Below are 19,069 nucleotides of genomic sequence, written 5' to 3'. Positions count from 1 at the left end.
GGGCGCTCTGACGAAAGCCAGCTTAGTCGATGAAAACCCATTGACCTGAGCCGCCAGGCGTGAATACACTCTGTCGCAAAGCAAGTTGTATACAATTACAAAATCGATGAGGCACAAACCATGAGCAAAATGAGAGCAATCGATGCAGCCGTTCTGGTCATGCGCCGTGAAGGTGTAGATACCGCGTTCGGCATCCCGGGGGCTGCCATCAACCCGTTGTATTCGGCCCTGAAGAAAGTCGGTGGCATCGATCACGTCCTCGCTCGTCACGTCGAAGGTGCCTCGCACATGGCCGAGGGCTACACCCGCGCCAACCCGGGCAACATCGGTGTGTGCATCGGCACGTCCGGCCCTGCCGGCACCGACATGGTCACCGGCCTGTACAGTGCCTCGGCCGACTCCATCCCGATTCTGTGCATCACTGGCCAGGCGCCACGTGCCCGCCTGCACAAGGAAGACTTCCAGGCTGTCGACATCACCAACATCGTCAAGCCGGTGACCAAGTGGGCGACCACCGTTCTGGAGCCAGGCCAGGTGCCTTACGCCTTCCAGAAGGCCTTCTACGAAATGCGTACCGGCCGCCCAGGCCCGGTGCTGATCGACCTGCCGTTCGACGTGCAGATGGCCGAAATCGAATTCGACATCGACGCCTACGAACCGCTGCCCGTGCACAAGCCGTCCGCCACTCGCGTACAGGCCGAAAAAGCCCTGGCCCTGCTCAATGACGCCGAGCGCCCACTGCTGGTAGCCGGTGGCGGCATCATCAACGCCGACGCCAGCGACAAGCTGGTCGAATTCGCCGAACTGACCGGCGTACCGGTAATCCCGACCCTGATGGGCTGGGGCACCATCCCGGACGACCACGCACAGATGGTTGGTATGGTCGGCCTGCAGACCTCGCACCGCTATGGCAACGCAACCCTGCTGAAGTCCGATCTGGTATTCGGTATCGGTAACCGCTGGGCCAACCGCCACACCGGTTCCGTCGATGTCTACACCGAAGGCCGCAAGTTCGTACACGTCGACATCGAACCGACCCAGATCGGCCGCGTGTTTACCCCGGACCTGGGCATTGTTTCCGATGCTGGCAAGGCACTGGACGTGTTCCTGGAAGTGGCCCGCGAGTGGAAAGCCGCCGGTAAGCTCAAGTGCCGCAAGGCCTGGCTGGAAGAGTGCCAGGAGCGCAAGTCGAGCCTGCAGCGCAAGACCCACTTCGACAATGTGCCGGTCAAGCCGCAGCGCGTCTACGAAGAAATGAACCAGGTATTTGGCAAGGACACCTGCTACGTCAGCACCATCGGTCTGTCGCAGATTGCCGGCGCACAGTTCCTGCATGTGTACAAGCCTCGCCACTGGATCAACTGCGGCCAGGCCGGCCCGCTGGGCTGGACCATCCCTGCCGCGCTGGGCGTGGTCAAAGCCGATCCCAAGCGCAAGGTTGTCGCGCTGTCGGGTGACTACGACTTCCAGTTCATGATCGAAGAACTGGCGGTAGGTGCGCAGTTCAACCTGCCGTACGTCCACGTACTGGTGAACAACGCCTACCTGGGCCTGATCCGCCAGGCGCAGCGTGGCTTCGACATGGATTACTGTGTACAACTGGCGTTCGAGAACATCAACTCGACCGACGCTGCCACCTACGGTGTCGATCACGTCGCTGTGGTCGAAGGCCTGGGTTGCAAGGCCATCCGTGTGTTCGAGCCAGCAGAAATCGCCCCTGCCCTGATCAAGGCACAGAAGATGGCCGAAGAGTTCCGCGTGCCGGTGGTGGTTGAAGTGATTCTCGAGCGTGTGACCAACATTTCCATGGGCACCGAGATCAACGCGGTCAACGAGTTCGAAGACCTGGCCCTGGTCGGCAACGACGCGCCAACCGCCATCTCGCTGCTGGACTGATCGCCTGACGCCCCCAGGCACGCCCTGGGGGCCTTCATCGCAAGGAGACAACTCATGCCTCGCTTCGCTGCCAACCTGTCCATGCTGTTCACCGAACAGGACTTCCTGGCCCGCTTCAAGGCTGCCGCCGACGCTGGTTTCAGCGGCGTCGAATACCTCTTCCCCTATGACTTCAGCGCGGCTGAAATCAAGCAGCAGCTGGAGGCCAACGGCCTGACCCAGGTGCTGTTCAACCTGCCGGCCGGCGACTGGGCCAAAGGTGAGCGCGGCATCACCTGCCACCCCGACCGCATCGAAGAATTCCGCGCCGGTGTCGACAAGGCCATCGAATACGCCAAGGTCCTGGGCAACACCCAGGTCAACGCCCTGGCCGGTATTCGCCCACAAGGCCCGGACTGCGCCACCGTGCGCAAGACCTTTGTCGAGAACCTGCGCTACGCCGCTGACAAACTCAAGGCCGCCGGCATTCGTCTGGTCATGGAAATGATCAACACCCGCGATATCCCCGGTTTCTACCTGAACACCACCCAACAGGCGCTGGAAATCCAGGCCGAGGTGGGCAGCGACAACCTGTTCCTGCAGTACGACATCTACCACATGCAGATCATGGAAGGTGACCTGGCTCGCACCATGGAAGCCAACCTGAAAGTGATCAACCACATCCAGCTGGCGGACAACCCAGGCCGCAACGAACCAGGTACCGGCGAGATCAACTACCGCTTCCTGTTCGAGCACCTGGACCGGATTGGCTACCAGGGCTGGGTGGGCGCGGAGTACAAGCCCAAGACCACTACCGAAGCGGGCCTGGGCTGGCTGAAAACCCATAACGCAATCTGAGGCTGATCGAGGTCCTGTGACACATGCCTGACCCTGTAGGAGCGGGTTTACCCGCGAATGCGACGTTGGCTTCACTGCCGCTTTCGCGGGTAAACCCGCTCCCACAGAATTCTGTGTCCAACAACGGGCCTGTGCAGCCTGCTCCATCGAGATTCAACAAATACAACGAGGTAATCTCTCATGGCTAAAATCGGTTTCATCGGCACCGGCATCATGGGCAAGCCCATGGCCCAGAACCTGCAGAAGGCAGGTCACAGCCTGTTCATTTCCACCCACCACGATGCCGCGCCAGCCGACCTGATCGCTGCCGGTGCAGTGGCCCTGGCCAACCCGAAAGAAGTTGCCCAGGAAGCCGAATTCATCATCGTCATGGTCCCCGACACCCCGCAGGTCGAAAGCGTCCTGTTCGGTGAAAACGGCGTGGCCGAAGGCGTTGGCCCGAACAAGGTGGTGATCGACATGAGCTCGATCTCGCCAACCGCCACCAAAGCCTTCGCCGAGAAGATCAAGGCTACCGGTGCCGCCTACCTGGACGCTCCTGTATCCGGTGGTGAAGTCGGTGCCAAGGCTGCGACCCTGAGCATCATGGTCGGTGGCTGCCCGAACGCCTTCGAGCGCACCCTGCCGCTGTTCGAAGCCATGGGCAAGAACATCACCCGCGTCGGTGGCAACGGTGACGGCCAGACCGCCAAGGTCGCCAACCAGATCATTGTCGCCCTGAACATCCAGGCCGTCAGCGAAGCATTGCTGTTCGCCGCCAAGAACGGTGCAGACCCGGCCAAGGTGCGTGAAGCACTGATGGGCGGCTTCGCCTCGTCGAAAATCCTCGAAGTGCACGCCGAGCGCATGATCAAGGGCACCTTCGACCCAGGCTTCCGCATCAACCTGCACCAGAAGGACCTGAACCTGGCCCTGCAAGGCGCCAAGGAACTGGGCATCAACCTGCCCAATACCTCCAATGCCCAGCAAGTGTTCAACACCTGCCAGGCCCTGGGCGGCGGCAACTGGGACCACTCGGCGCTGATCAAAGGCCTGGAGCACATGGCCAACTTCTCGATCCGCGGCGACAAATAAGTCGTTTTTAGCCTTCACTGGCCTCTTCGCGGGTAAACCCGCTCCTACAAAGACCGCACAATCGCTCAAAGCTGTGCATGGAGCGGGCTTGCCCGCGAAGAAGCCAACGCCGTTGAACCTGCGACCACAGGCCCAATGGTGGCATCGAGCAACACCCGCCCCTGGTTCGGCCTGCACGGAGGCAGTTCCAGGGGCGTTTTTGATTCTGTAGAACAACAATAATTGGGAGCCTGCCATGTCGGTCGATCCGCAAAAACTTCTCCGCGAGCTGTTCGACACAGCCATCGCCGCCGCCCACCCCCGTCAAGTCCTCGAACCCTACCTGCCCGCCGATCGCAGCGGTCGGGTTATCGTCATCGGCGCCGGCAAGGCCGCAGCCGCCATGGCCGAAGTGGTCGAGAAAAGCTGGCAGGGCGAAGTCTCCGGCCTGGTCGTGACCCGTTACGGCCACGGCGCCAACTGCCAGAAGATCGAGGTGGTCGAAGCTGCCCACCCGGTCCCGGATGCTGCCGGCCTGGCTGTGGCCAAGCGCGTGCTGGAACTGGTCAGCAACCTCAACGAAGACGACCGCGTCATCTTCCTGCTGTCTGGCGGTGGCTCGGCGCTGCTGGCCCTGCCTGCCGAAGGCCTGACCTTGGCCGACAAGCAGCAGATCAACAAGGCGCTGCTGAAATCCGGTGCCACCATCGGCGAGATGAATTGCGTGCGCAAGCACCTCTCGGCGATCAAGGGCGGGCGCCTGGCCAAGGCCTGCTGGCCGGCCACGGTCTACACCTATGCCATTTCCGATGTACCGGGCGACCTCGCTACGGTAATCGCCTCCGGCCCCACCGTGGCCGACCCGAGCACCTCGGCCGACGCCCTGGCCATCCTCAAACGCTACAACATCGAAGCGCCCAAAGCGGTCATCGACTGGCTGAACAACCCGGCCTCGGAAACCGTCAAGGCCGACGACCCGGCCTTGGCCCGCAGCCACTTCCAGTTGATCGCCAAACCCCAGCAGTCGCTCGAAGCCGCCGCCGTCAAAGCCCGTCAGGCCGGTTTCAGCCCGCTGATCCTCGGCGACCTCGAAGGCGAATCGCGCGAAGTGGCCAAGGTGCATGCCGGTATCGCCCGACAAATCGTTCAGCACGGCCAGCCGCTCAAGGCGCCCTGCGTGATCCTGTCGGGTGGCGAAACCACCGTGACCGTACGCGGCAATGGCCGTGGCGGGCGCAACGCCGAGTTCCTGCTCAGCCTCACCGAAAGCCTGAAAGGCCTGCCGGGCGTATACGCCTTGGCCGGTGACACCGACGGCATCGATGGCTCGGAAGATAACGCCGGTGCCTTCATGACCCCTGCCAGCTACGACCGCGCCGAAGCGTTGGGCCTGTCGGCCAGCGACGAATTGGACAACAACAACGGCTACGGCTACTTCGCCGCGCTGGATGCGCTGATCGTCACCGAACCGACTCGCACCAACGTCAACGACTTCCGCGCCATCCTGATCCTCGAGACTGCCCAATCATGACGCCAGATAAAAAAGTAAAGATCCTCGCCACCCTTGGCCCTGCGATCAACGGCATCGACGATATCCGCCAGCTGGTCAAAGCCGGGGTGAACATCTTCCGCCTCAACTTCAGCCATGGCGAGCATGCCGACCACGCCCTGCGCTACCAGTGGATCCGCGAAGTCGAGCAGCAACTGAACTACCCGCTGGGTATCCTCATGGACCTGCAAGGGCCGAAGCTGCGCGTTGGCCGCTTTGCCGAAGGCAAAGTGCAGCTGCAACGCGGCCAGGCCCTGCGCCTGGACCTGGACAAGACCCCGGGCGACAGCCGCCGGGTCAACCTGCCGCACCCCGAAATCATCGCCGCCCTTGAGCCCGGCATGGACCTGCTGCTGGACGACGGCAAGCTGCGCCTGCGCGTTACCGCCAAGCACAGCGACGCCATCGACACCGAGGTGCTGAACGGTGGCGAGCTTTCCGACCGCAAGGGCGTCAACGTACCGCAAGCGGTGCTCGACCTCTCCCCGCTCACCGAAAAAGACCGCCGCGACCTGGCCTTTGGCCTGGAGCTGGGTGTGGACTGGGTAGCCCTGTCGTTCGTCCAGCGCCCTGAAGACATCGTTGAAGCGCGCCAGCTAATTGGCGACCGCGCCTACCTGATGGCCAAGATCGAGAAGCCATCGGCAGTCGAACAGCTGCAAGCCATCGCCGAACTGGCAGACGCGATCATGGTGGCCCGTGGTGACCTGGGCGTGGAAGTGCCGGCCGAAAGCGTGCCGCAGATCCAGAAGCGCATCATCGGCACCTGCCGCCAGCTGGGCAAGCCGGTTGTGGTGGCCACGCAGATGCTCGAGTCGATGCGTTTCTCGCCAGCGCCAACCCGTGCCGAAGTCACCGACGTGGCAAACGCTGTGGCCGAAGGTGCCGATGCAGTAATGCTGTCGGCCGAAACCGCCTCGGGTGACTACCCGCTCGAAGCCGTGCAGATGATGAGCAAGATCATCCGCCAGGTTGAGAACGGCCCGGACTACCAGGCCCAGCTCGACGTCGGCCGGCCAAAGGCCGAAGCGACCGTGTCGGATGCCATCAGCTGCGCCATCCGCCGTATCAGCGGCATCCTGCCGGTGGCAGTGCTGGTCAACTACAGCGAGTCGGGTGCATCGACCCTGCGCGCGGCACGTGAGCGGCCACGGGCACCGATCCTCAACCTGACGCCGAACCTGAACACCGCGCGCCGCCTCAGCGTGGCCTGGGGCGTGCATTCGGTGGTCAACGACCGCCTGCGTCAAGTCGACGAGGTGGTTTCCACCGCCCTGGAGATTGCCCAGGCGCAAGGCATGGCCAGCCGTGGCGACACGCTGCTGATCACGGCCGGTGTACCTTTCGGCAAGCCGGGATCGACTAATACGCTGCGGATCGAGACTTTGATCTGAGATTGCCGGGGGCGCGTTGCGTCCCTTTCGCGACACAAGGCCGTTTCCACAGGGCGGCGCTGGCACAAGGGAATGCGATCCCTGTGGAAGCGGCCTTGTATCGCGATTGGAGGGCAAAGCGCTCTCCGAATACCGAACTACCCGACCGCGGAAAATCGAGGCTCAAAGAGGCCCACCGCTCCCCCATCAACCTCACTGACTGCCCCATGTACACCAAAAATTTCGTCAACCCGTGCCCCGACTGGGCCACGGCGCTACTCAACGGCTTCAGCCAGGTGCTGCTGCTGCGCAACCCCCTGTGCGGCCTTTGCTGCCTGCTGGCCATCCTGCTGACGGCGCCCAACCTGGTCGGCGGCGCGCTGCTTGGTGCCTTGGCCGGCCTGCTCACCGCCCAGGCACGCGGCTATGACCGTGCCGACCGCCAAGCGGGGCTGTATTGCTACAACGGCGTGCTGATCGGCATCCTGATCAGCGCGGTGCTGCCTTGGTCGGCGATCCTGCCGCCACTGATCATCGCCGCCGGCGGCCTGTCCAGCATCATCACCCACCAGTGGCGCAAGCGCGGTGGCAAGTTGCTGATTGCCTACACCTCCCCTTTCGTATTGCTGGGCTGGGCCACATTGCTGGTCGCCAGCCCCTCGCCCAGCGGCTTCGTCGAAGCCGACCCGCTGTATGCGTTGGCCCGCGGCGTGGGCCAGATCTTCCTGCTCGACCAGCCCTTGGCCGGGTTGCTGATCATCGTCGGCATGTTCATCGCCAACCCCTATGCGGCGTTGTGGGCGGTGATCGGTTCGGCCATTGGTGGCGGCGTGGCCCTGCTCGCCGATCAGGCACAGGCCGCATGGTTAGGCCTTTGCGGTTTCAACGCCGCGCTGGCAGCCTTGGCGTTTAGCCGCCAGGGCGAAAAGCCATGGGTAACGTTGCTGGCAGTAGCCCTGGCCCTGCTGCTGCAACCGCTGTTCAAGCTGTTGCCGCTGCCTGCCCTGACCGCCCCCTTCGTTGCCGCCTGTTGGCTGATGCACTTGGGCAGCTACCTGGCACAACCCAGGCAGCGCAACGCCAGCCGCTTGCACAGCTGAATCGCAACCCCTAGGCTCAGCCCATCGCTTTTGTGGAACGAGCCAATGAACAACCCAGCGAGTCTGCGCGAGCGGCTCTTCGTCATCGTCTTCCAGACCGACACCGTAGCCGGTCGCCGCGTCGACAAGATCCTGCTACTGATCATCCTGGCCAGCCTGGTCACGGTGATCCTCGACAGCATCGACGAAGTACACCAAGGCTACGCCGGCCTGCTGGCTGGCATCGAGTGGGGCTTTACCGCGATATTCCTGGCCGAATACATCACCCGCCTGTACTGCTCGCCCAAGCCGTTGCGCTATGCCTTCAGTTTCTATGGCCTGGTCGATTTACTGGCGGTCGTGCCGGGGATCCTCGCGCTGTACTACAGCGACGCCCAGTACCTGTTGATCATTCGTGTGATACGGATGCTGCGGATCTTCCGTGTACTCAAGCTCAGCCCGTACCTCAAGCAGGCTCATTACCTGATGGAGGCGCTGCACGGCAGCAAACAGAAGATCATCGTGTTCCTGGTGACGGTATCGACGCTGGTGACCGTGTTCGGCACACTGATGTACGTGATCGAAGGGCCTGAGAATGGTTTTACCAGCATCCCCAAAGGCATCTACTGGGCCATCGTTACCCTGACCACCGTGGGCTTTGGCGACATCGTGCCGAAGACTCCGCTGGGGCAGGTGCTTTCGTCGCTGGTGATGATCACCGGTTATTCGATCATTGCCGTGCCGACCGGTATCTTCACGGCAGAGCTGGCCAATGCCATGCGCGGGGAGCAGTTGCAGCATGATTGCCCGACCTGCCACAAGAAGACCCACGAACATGGGGCGGCGTTCTGTTGTCGCTGTGGGAATGGGTTGTTTCCCAAGCAATGACGGTGCCTGTACAGGCCCTTTCGCGGGCGCGCCCGCTCCCACAGGATTACCACAGGCCCGAGCATTACACCGTGCCTGTGGGAGCGGGCATGCCCGCGAAGAGGCCGGTACGGGCAGAAGCATAACCAAAGCATTTTTTGTTCTTTAACCCGTATAAAGCCACCCGCTATAGTCGCTGGCAATCTGCCCCAACACCCTTCAAGAACAAGGAAGCATCGTGAAAAAGCTCTTCACCGCCTCGCTGCTCGCCGCAGGCCTGGTCTTGGGTAACCTCGCCCAGGCCGCCCCCACCCTGCTCAACGTTTCCTACGACGTGATGCGCGACTTCTACAAGGACTACAACCCGGCCTTCCAGAAGCACTGGGAAGCCGAACACAACGAGAAGGTCAACGTGCAGATGTCCTTCGGCGGCTCGAGCAAGCAGGCGCGTGCGGTGATCGATGGTCTGCCGGCCGATGTCATCACCATGAACATGGCCACCGACATCAACGCCCTGGCAGACAAGGGCAAGCTGGTGCCCGACAACTGGGTAACCCGCCTGCCGAACAACAGCGCGCCATTCACCTCGGCCACTGTGTTCATCGTGCGCAAGGGCAACCCGAAAGCCCTGAAAGACTGGCCCGACCTGCTCAAGGACGGTGTGCAGGTGATCGTACCCAACCCGAAAACCTCGGGTAATGGCCGCTATACCTACCTGTCGGCCTGGGGCTACGTACTCAAGCAAGGCGGCGATGAAAGCAAAGCCCGCGACTTCGTCGGCAAGCTGTTCAAGCAGGCACCCGTGCTGGACACCGGTGGCCGTGCCGCCACCACCACGTTCATGACCAACCAGATCGGTGACGTGCTGGTCACCTTCGAGAACGAAGCCGAGATGATCGCCCGCGAGTTTGGCCGCGACCAGTTCGAAGTGGTCTACCCAAGCGTATCGGCCGAAGCCGAGCCTCCGGTGACGGTGGTCGACAAGGTGGTGGCCAGGAAGGGGACCCAGGCCGTGGCCGAGGAATACCTGAAGTACCTGTGGTCACCAGCAGCCCAGGAGATCGCCGCCAACAACTACCTGCGCCCGCGTGATGCAACGGTACTGGCCAAGTACACCGACCGCTTCCCGAAAGTGGACTTCCTGTCGGTGGAGAAAACCTTCGGTGACTGGCGTACCGTGCAGAAGACCCACTTCAATGATGGTGGGGTGTTTGACCAGATCTATACCGGTCAGTAACGCACAAGCAACATCAAACCCGGCGGAACACCAAGGCCTTCAGCCCCCCCGCCGGGTCAACGTCCGGAAACTCCGGCGGGTTTTCCAGACGCTCGACATAAGCCAGCGAAGGCGCCTGCGCTGCCATGCCTTCGATCAGAAACTCAGGCCCGATCCCCGGGTCGTTGACGCACGCCAGCACCGTCCCTCCCGCATTCAACAACTCCGGCAAACGCCGCAGGATCTTTGCGTAATCCTGGGTCAGCACAAAGCTGCCACGCTGGAAGGTAGGCGGGTCGATGATGATCAGGTCATAAGGCCCGTACTTGCGCACCTTGCCCCACGACTTGAACAGTTCATGCCCCAGGTACGCCACCCGTGATGCATCGTGGCCATTGAGGCGGTGATTGTCCCGGCCTCGCGACAGGGCCGATTTGGCCATGTCCAGGTTCACCACCTGCTCAGCGCCACCGGCAATCGCTGCCACGGAAAAGCCGCAGGTATAAGCGAACAGGTTCAGCACGCGCTTGCCCGCCGCCTGCTCGCGCACCCAACGGCGGCCATAGCGCATGTCGAGGAACAGGCCATTGTTTTGCCGCACGCCCAAGTCCAGCAGGTAGGTCAGGCCGTCCTCGATCACTTCGCGTTGCTGGCACGGCTCGCCCAGCAGCCACTGGCCCGGGCTGTCGGGCAGGTAGCGGTGCTGGATGATGACAGCCTGACCGGTCCACTGCGGGCGCTCGGCCAAGCTGCGCAGCATGGTTTCCAGTTCGGCCAGCTGGCCCTCGGCCGGCTCACGGAACAAGGCGACCGACAGCACGCCCTGCAGCCAGTCGACGGTGACCTGCTCCAGGCCCGGCCAGCAGCGGCCGCGACCGTGAAACAGGCGGCGGGTTTCCTGTGGGGCAGGGTCGAGGGCGGCAAGCAGGTGTTGCTCAAGGGTGTCGATGGGCGAGGTCATGGCGGATCGCAGGCTGGCAAAAAGCGGCATTCTACCTTGCGGGCCTCTTCGCGGGTAAACCCGCGCCTACAGGATGCCGCGCCGAGCGGAACCACCACCCCTGTTGCATGCCCGCCGCCGCCAGCAGGATCAACCCCACCCCCAGCCACTGCAGCGGCGCCAGGCGGTGCCCGAACGCCACCCAGTCCACCAGAATTGCCGCAATCGGGTAAATGAACGACAGCGCACCGGTCAACGCCGTGGGCAAACGCTGGATGGCGCTGTACAACAGCACATACATCAGGCCGGTGTGCACCATCCCCAGTGTCAACAAGCTGGCCAACGCCGGCATTTCAACCGGCAACTCGCCAAGCGTGACCCACGGCGCCAGCAGCAATACACCCGTGGTTACCTGAATCAGCGCTATCAGGTGCGGGGGCGTGCCACTCAGGCGCTTGATGATCAACGCCGCGATTGCATACAGGAATGCCGCCCCCAGCGCCAGGGCAACCCCCAGCAGATAGTCCTCGCCATTACTTTGCCCAGCGCCATGGGCACTGACGATGGCCAGCATGCCTAGGAACGCCACACTCAGCCAGGTCACCTTGGCCAAGGTGATCTTTTCGCCCAGAAACAGCGCCGCCAGCCCCACCAGAATGAATGGCTGCACGTTGTAAACCGCCGTGCCGATGGCAATCGACGCCCGCGCGTACGAGGCAAACAAAAGCAGCCAGTTGCCGACAATGGCCACCCCACTGGCAATCGCCAGCAAAAATGCCGTGCGGCTGATTACACCTGGGCGCAGAAAGCCAAACGCGGCGCAAATCGCCAGCAAGGTCACGGCACCGAACACGCAGCGCCAGAACACCACATCCAGCACCGGCTGGCCGGACACCAGCACGAACCAGCCAATGGTCCCGGAAATCAGCATGGCGGCGACCATCTCCAGCGAGCCACGGCGCAATGAACTGTCCATCTCAAACCTCCCTTTGATAATGGCAACAGTATGCAAAGGCTGCAGGCTGGCCATCCAGCGGATAACCAAGGCATATTCGTGGGTCTGCCTTTACTATCAAGGCAAATAACACGAATTACCTGATGAGGTGAGCATGACCGATGCCATTGACCAATTATTGATCAACGCACTGATGGAGGACTCGCGCCGCTCGCTCAAGGCGCTGGCGCAGGTCAGCGGGCTGTCCGCACCCAGCGTCAGCGAGCGCCTGCGCCGGCTCGAAGAGCGCGGCGTGCTGCGCGGCTACACCGTGGAGGTCGACCCGCGCGCCTTTGGCTACCAGTTGCAGGCGATCGTGCGCATCCGTCCGCTACCGGGGAAGCTGCAAGAAGTGGAGCGCCAGATCATTGCCATCCCTGAGTTCACCGAATGCGACAAGGTCATTGGCGAAGACTGCTTCGTCGCCCGACTGCATGTGCGCTCGATGGAGCAGCTGGACACGCTGCTCGACCTCATGAATGTGCTGGCTGAGACCAATACCGCGATCATCAAGAAGACCCCGGTCAAGCGGCGGTTGCCGCCAATGGATTGATTGGCCCCTGTACTGGCCTCCTCGCAGGCGTGCCCGCGAAGAGGCCAGTACAGGAAAAGCTGACTATTTTTTGTACACAAAAACGTAACCATAGGTGCCATTTTTGTGTGCACTTTCTTCAGTGGCGCCCCAATTCGTTACACACTTTCCACCCGTTATTTTGACCAAATGATCAACTAATCAATCTTTCAAAAAATATAACTTGTTCATTTGGTCAACTTATATTCTCTGTATTTCATTAACTTACCTTTGAACAAGATAAGTTCGAAATGATCACCTATTGAAACCTGCTCTTCCCTTGGCATGGAACTCGCTTTTGTGTGTTCGTGTTTTGTATACAACTTAAACAAAACATAGATACACAAGAATCCGCGACGCCGACCCAATATCGGCCGCCGCGCCCACAACCCTGTGATGCCAACGCTGCACCGACGAGATGGCGAGCCCGTGCGCATGCCCGCTCATCGCAGTCCATGTGCATCAGGAGCCCGCCGGAATGAGTAGCAGCCTCGACCTTGCCCCTGAACAATCCGTCGCCAGCACACACCCCGCGTCCACGCTTGCCGGCCACCAGCCGGACCTTGTTCTCAGCCCGCGCCTGCATAACCGCGACCTGGCGCCAACGCGTATGGAAGGCCGTCGCTGGGGCGGCTACAGCATCTTCGCGCTGTGGACAAACGATGTGCACAATATCGCCAACTATTCGTTCGCCATGGGCTTGTTCGCCCTCGGCCTGGGTGGCTGGCAAATTCTGTTGTCGCTGGCCATCGGCGCGGCACTGGTGTACTTCTTCATGAACCTGTCGGGTTACATGGGTCAAAAAACCGGGGTGCCGTTTCCAGTCATCAGCCGCATTGCCTTCGGCATCCACGGCGCGCAGATACCGGCGCTGATCCGTGCCGTCATCGCCATCGCCTGGTTCGGCATCCAGACCTACCTGGCATCGGTGGTGCTGCGGGTGCTGCTCACCGCCGTGTGGCCGCAACTGGCAGCCTACGACCACGACAGCATCCTCGGCCTGTCGAGCCTGGGCTGGGTGTGTTTCGTGTCGATCTGGCTGGTACAACTGGTGATCCTGGCCTACGGCATGGAGATGGTGCGCCGTTACGAGGCCTTTGCCGGGCCGGTGATCCTGCTGACCGTCGCCGCCCTGGCGGTGTTCATGTACTTCAAGGCCGACGCGCGCATTGCCTGGTCGGTGGCTACCCCGCTAACCGGCTACGAGATGTGGCGCAACATCTTCGCCGGCGGCGCACTGTGGCTGGCGATCTACGGCACCCTGGTGCTGAACTTCTGTGACTTCGCCCGCTCCTCGCCTTGCCGCAAGACCATCCGCGTCGGCAACTTCTGGGGCCTGCCGGTGAACATCCTGGTGTTCGCCGTGATCACCGTGGTGCTGTGCGGCGCGCAGTTCCAGATCAACGGCCACATCATCGACAGCCCGACGCAGATCGTCGCCGCCATACCCAGCACGCCATTCCTGGTGCTCGGCTGCCTGGCCTTCCTGATCGTCACCGTGGCGGTGAACATCATGGCCAACTTCGTCGCCCCGGCCTTCGTACTCAGCAACCTGGCGCCGCGCCACCTGAACTTCCGCCGTGCCGGGCTGATCAGTGCCACCCTGGCGGTGCTGATCCTGCCGTGGAACCTGTACAACAGCCCGCTGGTGATCGTGTACTTCCTGTCGGGCCTGGGCGCCCTGCTCGGCCCGCTGTACGGCGTGATCATGTCCGACTACTGGTTGCTGCGCAAAGGCTGCATCAACGTGCCAGAGCTGTATACAGAGCACCCGGCCGGTGCCTATCACTACAGCAAGGGCATCAACCTGCGCGCCGTGGCCGCCTTCGTGCCCGCCGCACTGCTGGCCATCGTGCTGGCCCTGGTGCCCAACTTCCAGGGTATCGCGCCGTTCTCCTGGCTGATCGGTGCCGGCATCGCCGCCGCCCTGTACCTGCTGATCGCGCCACGTAACCGCCACTACCACGACGTCAGCGGCGAGTGCATCGCCGTCGACCACAGCGGCCATTAATCAAGGAGGACTGCCCATGCGTATTCTGATCGCCAACGTCAACACCACCGAAGCCATTACCCACGCCATTGCCGAACAGGCCCGTGTGGTGGCCGCACCCGGTACCGAGATCGTCGGCCTCACGCCCTGGTTCGGCGCCGAATCGGTGGAGGGCAACTTCGAGAGCTACCTGGCGGCCATCGCGGTGATGGACCGGGTCCTGGCCTTTGAAGGGCCCTACGATGCCGTGATCCAGGCCGGTTATGGCGAACATGGCCGCGAAGGCCTGCAGGAACTGCTCAACGTGCCTGTGGTGGACATTACCGACGCCGCCGCCAGCACGGCAATGTACCTGGGCCACGCCTATTCCGTAGTAACCACGCTGGACCGCACCGTGCCACTGATCGAGGACCGCCTGAAGCTCTCGGGCCTGTATGACCGCTGTGCCTCGGTGCGAGCCAGCGGGCTGGCGGTGCTGGAACTGGAAGCCGACCCGCTGCGGGCCGTGGAGGCGATTGTCGGGCAGGCCGAACGCGCCGTGCGTGACGACAAGGCCGAGGTGATCTGCCTGGGTTGTGGCGGCATGGCCGGGCTGGACGAGCAGATTCGCCAACGCACCGGCGTGCCGGTGGTGGATGGTGTGAGCGCAGCGGTGACCATTGCCGAATCGCTGGTGCGTATGGGCTTGAGCACGTCCAAAGTGCGCACCTATGCGACGCCACGAGCGAAGAAAGTGGTGGGCTGGCCGATGCGCTTCGGCCGCTAGACATCCTTCGCCTGTACCGGCCTCTTCGCGGCTTTAGCCGCGAAGAGGCCGGCCCGCTTAACGCATCATCCTGGCCAAACGCTGCGCACTGCCACAGGCCAAGGTAAACCCCAACGCCCCATGCCCCAGGTTCAGCCACAGGTTGCGGTACACCGTCCCACTCATGATCGGCACCCCGGTCGGTGTCGCCGGCCGCATCCCCGCCCACTCCACCGCCTGGCCATAATCCGCCGCCCTTGGCAACGTCTCCAGCGCCAGCCGCCGCATGCTCTGCAAACGGCGCATGTCCACCGACTCATCGAACCCGACAATGTCCACCATCGCCGCTACCCGCAGCTGCTGCCCCAGGCGTGCATAGACGATCTTGCGCTCATAGTCGGTAAGGCTCACCTCAGGGGGCAGGTGCCCGGCGCTGATCGGCGCGGTCAGGCTGTAGCCCTTCAGCGGGTAAACCGGTATCTGCACTCCCGGTAATGCCAAGCCTGGGCCGCGATGCCCGGCACACAGCACCAACTGCTCCACGTCCAGTTGCTGATCGCCCAGTTGCAGTGCCACGACCTGGCCCTGGCGCTGAACCAATTGCGTCACTGGCCGGCCAAGCAGGAAACGGCACTGCCCCGACGCGCGCAACAGCGCCTCCAGCCGCAAGCAAAACAAGTGGCAATCGCCAACCTCTTCGCCTGCCGTGAACACACCGCCCACAAACGGTACGCCATCCAGGGCAGGCTCCAGCCCGCGCAGCTCGGCAGCCGCCAGCACCTGCTGACTGGTCGGGTCCGTCAACTGTTCCCGGCCTTGAGCAAAGGCCCGTTCACTGCGAAATGCCACCAGCTTGCCATTGCGCCGCCAGGCAAAATCCCCCAGGTTGTGCTCCTCGCGCCATTGCGCCAGAACGGCCTGACTGTAAAGCGCCAGCTCAAGTAATTGCCCGGCATTACGGCGATTGACGCTACGCCGGCAAGCCAGGGTGAATGCCAGCAGCCAGCGCCACTGGGCCGGGTCCATGCGCAAGCGCAACCGCAATGGCGACTCGCCCTGCAACAGCCAGCCCAGCGCCTGCCACGGCACTCCGGCATCAGCCAGCGGCGCCACGTAGCGATAAGACAATTGTCCGCCATTGGCAAAGCTGGTGGCCGACGCCAGGTTGTCGCGGGCCTCGATCAGGTCAACCGACCACCCTTCCCGAACCAGCGCGTAAGCCGTCGCCAGGCCCACCACTCCACCACCGATCACCGTTACCCGCTGTTTCATCGCTCATCCCTGTTCCAGCTTCCTTGCCAAACAGTACCAGCGGATCAGGTCGGGCAGCTATGCGCACCGTCATTCAGGCCCTGGCGCACATTACGGCTCAGCAGGCTGGCTTTGCCATTTTGCCAGGTCAGGGTCAGTACATAGAGCGTGTCGAAGTCTTCGCCGCTCCAGTCCTCGGTGACCACCCGCTCCTCCCCCAGGGCCTTGCCGGCCACGGTGTTGATCAGTTCCGGCAGGTAGCCGTGGGACCAGGCAGTGTAGATGGTCGCATTGCGGTACTTGTCGCTCAGCAACTCATCGGCCAGTTCAGCAGTGTCGTTGGCGCCGTAGTCGATATTCACCGGCAAGCCGAGGCGGATGGCACTGGGGGTGATGGTCATCAATGGGCGGATGTAGCTGTAGCTTTCGTCCCGGCTGCCTTCCTCGACATGCCGTGTGGGGTTGGCGGCAAACACGTAGTCGGCCTTGCCGAAGCGCTCGGGCAGTACACTGGCCAGGTCCAGCGCACGGTTGAGGCCCTGGCAGTTCAACTGCCCGAGCCCCTCGCCCGGCTTCTCGCCATGACGCAGAAACACCAGGGTCTGGGTGCCATCCACCGGTCGTGCCCGGCTTTCGACAGCCTCCAGCGCCAACGGTACGGCGATGGCTGTGAGCAACAGACTCAGCAGCAAGTGACGGCGACGGCGGAAGAATGTTGGCAACTTCATCAAGGCAGGCTCGTGTGGCAGAGAAAATCGGGTTTACCCGCCACATCACCCGGCCAATTGCAGGGCGCCCGTGTAGTGAATGCCATCCCTGGCAACGCGTCAGGGTCAGAGTGCCCCGAACCCGTTTGGTTCCTCCCTGGAGGTGGATGCCGTTCCCTAGGCAAGGCCTAGATTAGGGGCTGGGTGTTGCGCAATTGTGTAAGGTGCAAGAACCTCGGGTTGCAACGTGCCCACTCAATCATCCCGCGTGAGCACTTCCAGCAGTTCGATCTCGAAGGTCAGGTCCGAATTTGGCGGGATCGCCCCTACGCTGCGTTCGCCATAGCCCAGGTGCGCCGGTACCAGCAGCTTGCGCTTGCCGCCAACGCGCATGCCCATCAGGCCTTGGTCCCAGCCTTTGATTACCCTGCCAGTGCCGATCACGCACTGGAACGGCTTACCGCGCGACCATGACGAGTCGAACTCGCTGCCATCGGCCAGCCAGCCGGTGTACTGAGTGGTGATCAGGGCGCCTTTGACGGCGGCTTTGCCGTCACCCTCGACCAGGTCGATGATCTGCAGTTCTTGGCTCACGGGTACACTCCAACGCTGAAAAACAAAACCGCCCTTTTCTCAGGAATGCACCGGTTTGGCAAGTTCACGCAGAATTGTATGGAGGCATTCGCCAACGGAATACCCCCGTACAGACATGACGTTGAATCAGCTGTTCTGCTCGAACACCTCTTGGCCGGACAGCTCCTTGGTCTGGTTGGCGAAGCAGTACCACGCGGGTTTCTCTTCGACGAAAATCTGCAGGTCGAAATCCCAGGCGTGGTCGCCATCGAGCAGGCCGACCGGCACGGCATGGAAGTCGTTGGCCTTGAGCCGGTAGTACAGGTGCGTACCACAGCGGCCACAGAAAGCACGCTGGGCCCAGTCGGATGAGTCGTAGACGCTGGGCGCACGCCCTTCGATCAGCGGAGGCTTGCTGCAGTGCACCACCAGCAGCGGGCCGCCGGTCCACTTGCGGCACATGCTGCAATGACAAGCGCTGATATGGGTGTTGTCGACGGTGACCGTCAGCCGCGTGTCGCCGCACAGGCAGGTGCCGTGTTTTTCCAGGGCCATGGGTGGCTCCTTGAACGGAAAGATGGGCCAGCAATTATAGAACCCCCGCAGCGCATCGCACGCCATGCTAGATGTACACAGTGCCCCGCAGGTACAACGCCGCCCGCCCACTGATGATTACGCGGCCATTGCCCGGCACTTCACACTGCAATTGCCCTTTGCGTGCCCCGCCCTGCTCGCAGCTCAGCACCTTCTTGCCTAGCTTCTGGGCCCATACCGGCGCCAGCGAAGTGTGCGCCGAGCCGGTTACCGGGTCCTCATTCACACCAACCCGCGGGCCGAACCAGCGGGTGACGAAGTCAAAGCCACGCCCTGCCGCGGTCACGGCAATGCCACGGACGTCGAAGGCCGACAGTGCAACAAAGTCTGGTTTCAACGTATCGAGCAGCAAGGCGTCGTCGATCACCACCACATAATCGTCGCTACGGTACACCACCTGTGCCTGGCTCAAGCCCAGCGCCTGCAGCAGGCCCGCCGGCATGTCCACCGCTACGGGTTGCTTGGCCGGGAAGTCCATGGCCAGCAGGCCATCAGTGCCACGGCTGACGCGCAACTCGCCACTGCGGGTGTTGAAGCGCAGCACTTGCGCCTGCTCCCCTAGTTGCTCGAACAACACATAGGCCGAAGCCAAAGTAGCGTGGCCGCACAGGTCGACTTCCACGGCGGGGGTGAACCAACGCAAGTCGAACGTTTCGCCGTTGCGCACGAAGTAGGCTGTTTCTGACAGGTTGTTTTCTTCGGCAATGCGCTGCAGCACATCGTCCGGCAGCCAGCTTTCCAGCGGGATCACTGCGGCAGGGTTGCCACCGAACGGTTCAGTGGAAAAGGCATCGACCTGGAATATTTCGAGTTGCATGCACACACTCCTTGTTG

18 protein-coding genes are annotated in these 19,069 nt (G+C 62.3%); 11 read left to right on the top strand and 7 right to left on the bottom strand.

Features of this window, described 5'->3' with window-relative positions:
* Nucleotides 1-120: 120 nt before the first annotated feature.
* The 8 genes from gcl (at nucleotide 121) to QCL51_RS07690 (ending at nucleotide 9,891) form a co-directional block, all read left to right on the top strand.
* Entirely contained in the window at nucleotides 121-1,896 is a 1,776-nt protein-coding gene (gene gcl / locus QCL51_RS07725) for a glyoxylate carboligase (RefSeq protein WP_010955038.1), read from the top strand.
* Between the two features lie 54 nt (nucleotides 1,897-1,950).
* Nucleotides 1,951-2,733, top strand: coding sequence for a hydroxypyruvate isomerase (gene hyi / locus QCL51_RS07720; protein ID WP_021783006.1), 783 nt, complete (start codon nucleotides 1,951-1,953; stop codon nucleotides 2,731-2,733).
* 180 nt (nucleotides 2,734-2,913) lie between these two features.
* Complete coding sequence (locus QCL51_RS07715; RefSeq protein WP_021783005.1) at nucleotides 2,914-3,807, top strand: 2-hydroxy-3-oxopropionate reductase; 894 nt, start codon at nucleotides 2,914-2,916, stop codon at nucleotides 3,805-3,807.
* Nucleotides 3,808-4,042: 235 nt separating this feature from the next.
* A complete protein-coding gene (locus tag QCL51_RS07710) occupies nucleotides 4,043-5,317 on the top strand; it encodes a glycerate kinase (RefSeq protein ID WP_021783004.1) in 1,275 nt (424 codons plus the stop codon).
* Nucleotides 5,314-6,729, top strand: a complete 1,416-nt coding sequence (gene pyk, locus QCL51_RS07705; protein WP_021783003.1) for a pyruvate kinase — start codon at nucleotides 5,314-5,316, stop codon at nucleotides 6,727-6,729. The genes QCL51_RS07710 and pyk overlap by 4 nt, the downstream gene beginning before the upstream one ends.
* Nucleotides 6,730-6,935: 206 nt before the next feature.
* Complete coding sequence (locus tag QCL51_RS07700) at nucleotides 6,936-7,808, top strand: urea transporter (protein WP_021783002.1); 873 nt, start codon at nucleotides 6,936-6,938, stop codon at nucleotides 7,806-7,808.
* Nucleotides 7,809-7,853: 45 nt separating this feature from the next.
* Nucleotides 7,854-8,675 (top strand): ion transporter, encoded by an 822-nt coding sequence (locus QCL51_RS07695; RefSeq protein WP_338444729.1) that lies wholly within the window; start codon nucleotides 7,854-7,856, stop codon nucleotides 8,673-8,675.
* 217 nt (nucleotides 8,676-8,892) lie between these two features.
* Complete coding sequence (locus QCL51_RS07690; RefSeq protein WP_338444728.1) at nucleotides 8,893-9,891, top strand: sulfate ABC transporter substrate-binding protein; 999 nt, start codon at nucleotides 8,893-8,895, stop codon at nucleotides 9,889-9,891.
* A 13-nt stretch (nucleotides 9,892-9,904) separates the two neighbouring features.
* Here the strand turns inward: QCL51_RS07690 and QCL51_RS07685 are convergent, their stop codons facing one another.
* Nucleotides 9,905-10,861 (bottom strand): class I SAM-dependent methyltransferase, encoded by a 957-nt coding sequence (locus QCL51_RS07685; RefSeq protein WP_021782999.1) that lies wholly within the window; start codon nucleotides 10,859-10,861, stop codon nucleotides 9,905-9,907.
* Nucleotide 10,862: 1 nt separating this feature from the next.
* On the bottom strand, nucleotides 10,863-11,786 hold the full coding sequence (locus tag QCL51_RS07680; protein WP_103444724.1) for a DMT family transporter: 924 nt from the start codon (nucleotides 11,784-11,786) through the stop codon (nucleotides 10,863-10,865).
* Nucleotides 11,787-11,919: 133 nt separating this feature from the next.
* Here QCL51_RS07680 and QCL51_RS07675 point away from each other — a divergent pair, with 133 nt between their 5' ends.
* The 3 genes from QCL51_RS07675 (at nucleotide 11,920) to QCL51_RS07665 (ending at nucleotide 15,131) form a co-directional block, all read left to right on the top strand.
* On the top strand, nucleotides 11,920-12,357 hold the full coding sequence (locus QCL51_RS07675) for an Lrp/AsnC family transcriptional regulator (RefSeq protein WP_003254357.1): 438 nt from the start codon (nucleotides 11,920-11,922) through the stop codon (nucleotides 12,355-12,357).
* 496 nt (nucleotides 12,358-12,853) lie between these two features.
* Nucleotides 12,854-14,386 (top strand): NCS1 family nucleobase:cation symporter-1, encoded by a 1,533-nt coding sequence (locus QCL51_RS07670; RefSeq protein ID WP_098091157.1) that lies wholly within the window; start codon nucleotides 12,854-12,856, stop codon nucleotides 14,384-14,386.
* 16 nt (nucleotides 14,387-14,402) lie between these two features.
* Complete coding sequence (locus QCL51_RS07665) at nucleotides 14,403-15,131, top strand: aspartate/glutamate racemase family protein (protein ID WP_338444727.1); 729 nt, start codon at nucleotides 14,403-14,405, stop codon at nucleotides 15,129-15,131.
* A gap of 57 nt (nucleotides 15,132-15,188) precedes the next feature.
* Here the strand turns inward: QCL51_RS07665 and QCL51_RS07660 are convergent, their stop codons facing one another.
* The 5 genes from QCL51_RS07660 to QCL51_RS07640 form a co-directional block, all read right to left on the bottom strand.
* Nucleotides 15,189-16,382 (bottom strand): D-amino acid dehydrogenase, encoded by a 1,194-nt coding sequence (locus QCL51_RS07660; protein WP_338444726.1) that lies wholly within the window; start codon nucleotides 16,380-16,382, stop codon nucleotides 15,189-15,191.
* Between the two features lie 44 nt (nucleotides 16,383-16,426).
* A complete protein-coding gene (locus QCL51_RS07655; RefSeq protein WP_338444725.1) occupies nucleotides 16,427-17,089 on the bottom strand; it encodes a histidine phosphatase family protein in 663 nt (220 codons plus the stop codon).
* Between the two features lie 234 nt (nucleotides 17,090-17,323).
* Nucleotides 17,324-17,662 (bottom strand): FKBP-type peptidyl-prolyl cis-trans isomerase, encoded by a 339-nt coding sequence (locus tag QCL51_RS07650; protein WP_003254365.1) that lies wholly within the window; start codon nucleotides 17,660-17,662, stop codon nucleotides 17,324-17,326.
* 126 nt (nucleotides 17,663-17,788) lie between these two features.
* On the bottom strand, nucleotides 17,789-18,196 hold the full coding sequence (locus QCL51_RS07645) for a GFA family protein (RefSeq protein ID WP_338444724.1): 408 nt from the start codon (nucleotides 18,194-18,196) through the stop codon (nucleotides 17,789-17,791).
* Nucleotides 18,197-18,263: 67 nt separating this feature from the next.
* Nucleotides 18,264-19,052: a PhzF family phenazine biosynthesis protein gene (locus tag QCL51_RS07640; protein WP_021782991.1), complete on the bottom strand. Its 789-nt coding sequence runs from the start codon at nucleotides 19,050-19,052 to the stop codon at nucleotides 18,264-18,266.
* Nucleotides 19,053-19,069: the final 17 nt, after the last annotated feature.

The organism is Pseudomonas sp. LTR0, assembly GCF_036630035.1.
GTDB lineage: Bacteria > Pseudomonadota > Gammaproteobacteria > Pseudomonadales > Pseudomonadaceae > Aquipseudomonas > Aquipseudomonas putida_Y.
Note: the sequence above shows the minus strand (reverse complement) of the source record. Positions and strands in the feature narration are given on the sequence as shown.

Excerpts from the sequence above, each read along its gene's own strand:
- gcl (WP_010955038.1), top strand. The coding sequence starts at position 121 with ATGAGCAAAATGAGAGCAATCGATGCAGCCGTTCTGGTCATGCGCCGT.
- hyi (WP_021783006.1), top strand. The coding sequence starts at position 1,951 with ATGCCTCGCTTCGCTGCCAACCTGTCCATGCTGTTCACCGAACAGGAC.
- QCL51_RS07715 (WP_021783005.1), top strand. The coding sequence starts at position 2,914 with ATGGCTAAAATCGGTTTCATCGGCACCGGCATCATGGGCAAGCCCATG.
- QCL51_RS07710 (WP_021783004.1), top strand. The coding sequence starts at position 4,043 with ATGTCGGTCGATCCGCAAAAACTTCTCCGCGAGCTGTTCGACACAGCC.
- pyk (WP_021783003.1), top strand. The coding sequence starts at position 5,314 with ATGACGCCAGATAAAAAAGTAAAGATCCTCGCCACCCTTGGCCCTGCG.
- QCL51_RS07700 (WP_021783002.1), top strand. The coding sequence starts at position 6,936 with ATGTACACCAAAAATTTCGTCAACCCGTGCCCCGACTGGGCCACGGCG.
- QCL51_RS07695 (WP_338444729.1), top strand. The coding sequence starts at position 7,854 with ATGAACAACCCAGCGAGTCTGCGCGAGCGGCTCTTCGTCATCGTCTTC.
- QCL51_RS07685 (WP_021782999.1), bottom strand. The coding sequence starts at position 10,861 with ATGCCGCTTTTTGCCAGCCTGCGATCCGCCATGACCTCGCCCATCGAC.
- QCL51_RS07680 (WP_103444724.1), bottom strand. The coding sequence starts at position 11,786 with ATGGACAGTTCATTGCGCCGTGGCTCGCTGGAGATGGTCGCCGCCATG.
- QCL51_RS07675 (WP_003254357.1), top strand. The coding sequence starts at position 11,920 with ATGACCGATGCCATTGACCAATTATTGATCAACGCACTGATGGAGGAC.
- QCL51_RS07670 (WP_098091157.1), top strand. The coding sequence starts at position 12,854 with ATGAGTAGCAGCCTCGACCTTGCCCCTGAACAATCCGTCGCCAGCACA.
- QCL51_RS07665 (WP_338444727.1), top strand. The coding sequence starts at position 14,403 with ATGCGTATTCTGATCGCCAACGTCAACACCACCGAAGCCATTACCCAC.
- QCL51_RS07660 (WP_338444726.1), bottom strand. The coding sequence starts at position 16,382 with ATGAAACAGCGGGTAACGGTGATCGGTGGTGGAGTGGTGGGCCTGGCG.
- QCL51_RS07655 (WP_338444725.1), bottom strand. The coding sequence starts at position 17,089 with ATGAAGTTGCCAACATTCTTCCGCCGTCGCCGTCACTTGCTGCTGAGT.
- QCL51_RS07645 (WP_338444724.1), bottom strand. The coding sequence starts at position 18,196 with ATGGCCCTGGAAAAACACGGCACCTGCCTGTGCGGCGACACGCGGCTG.
- QCL51_RS07640 (WP_021782991.1), bottom strand. The coding sequence starts at position 19,052 with ATGCAACTCGAAATATTCCAGGTCGATGCCTTTTCCACTGAACCGTTC.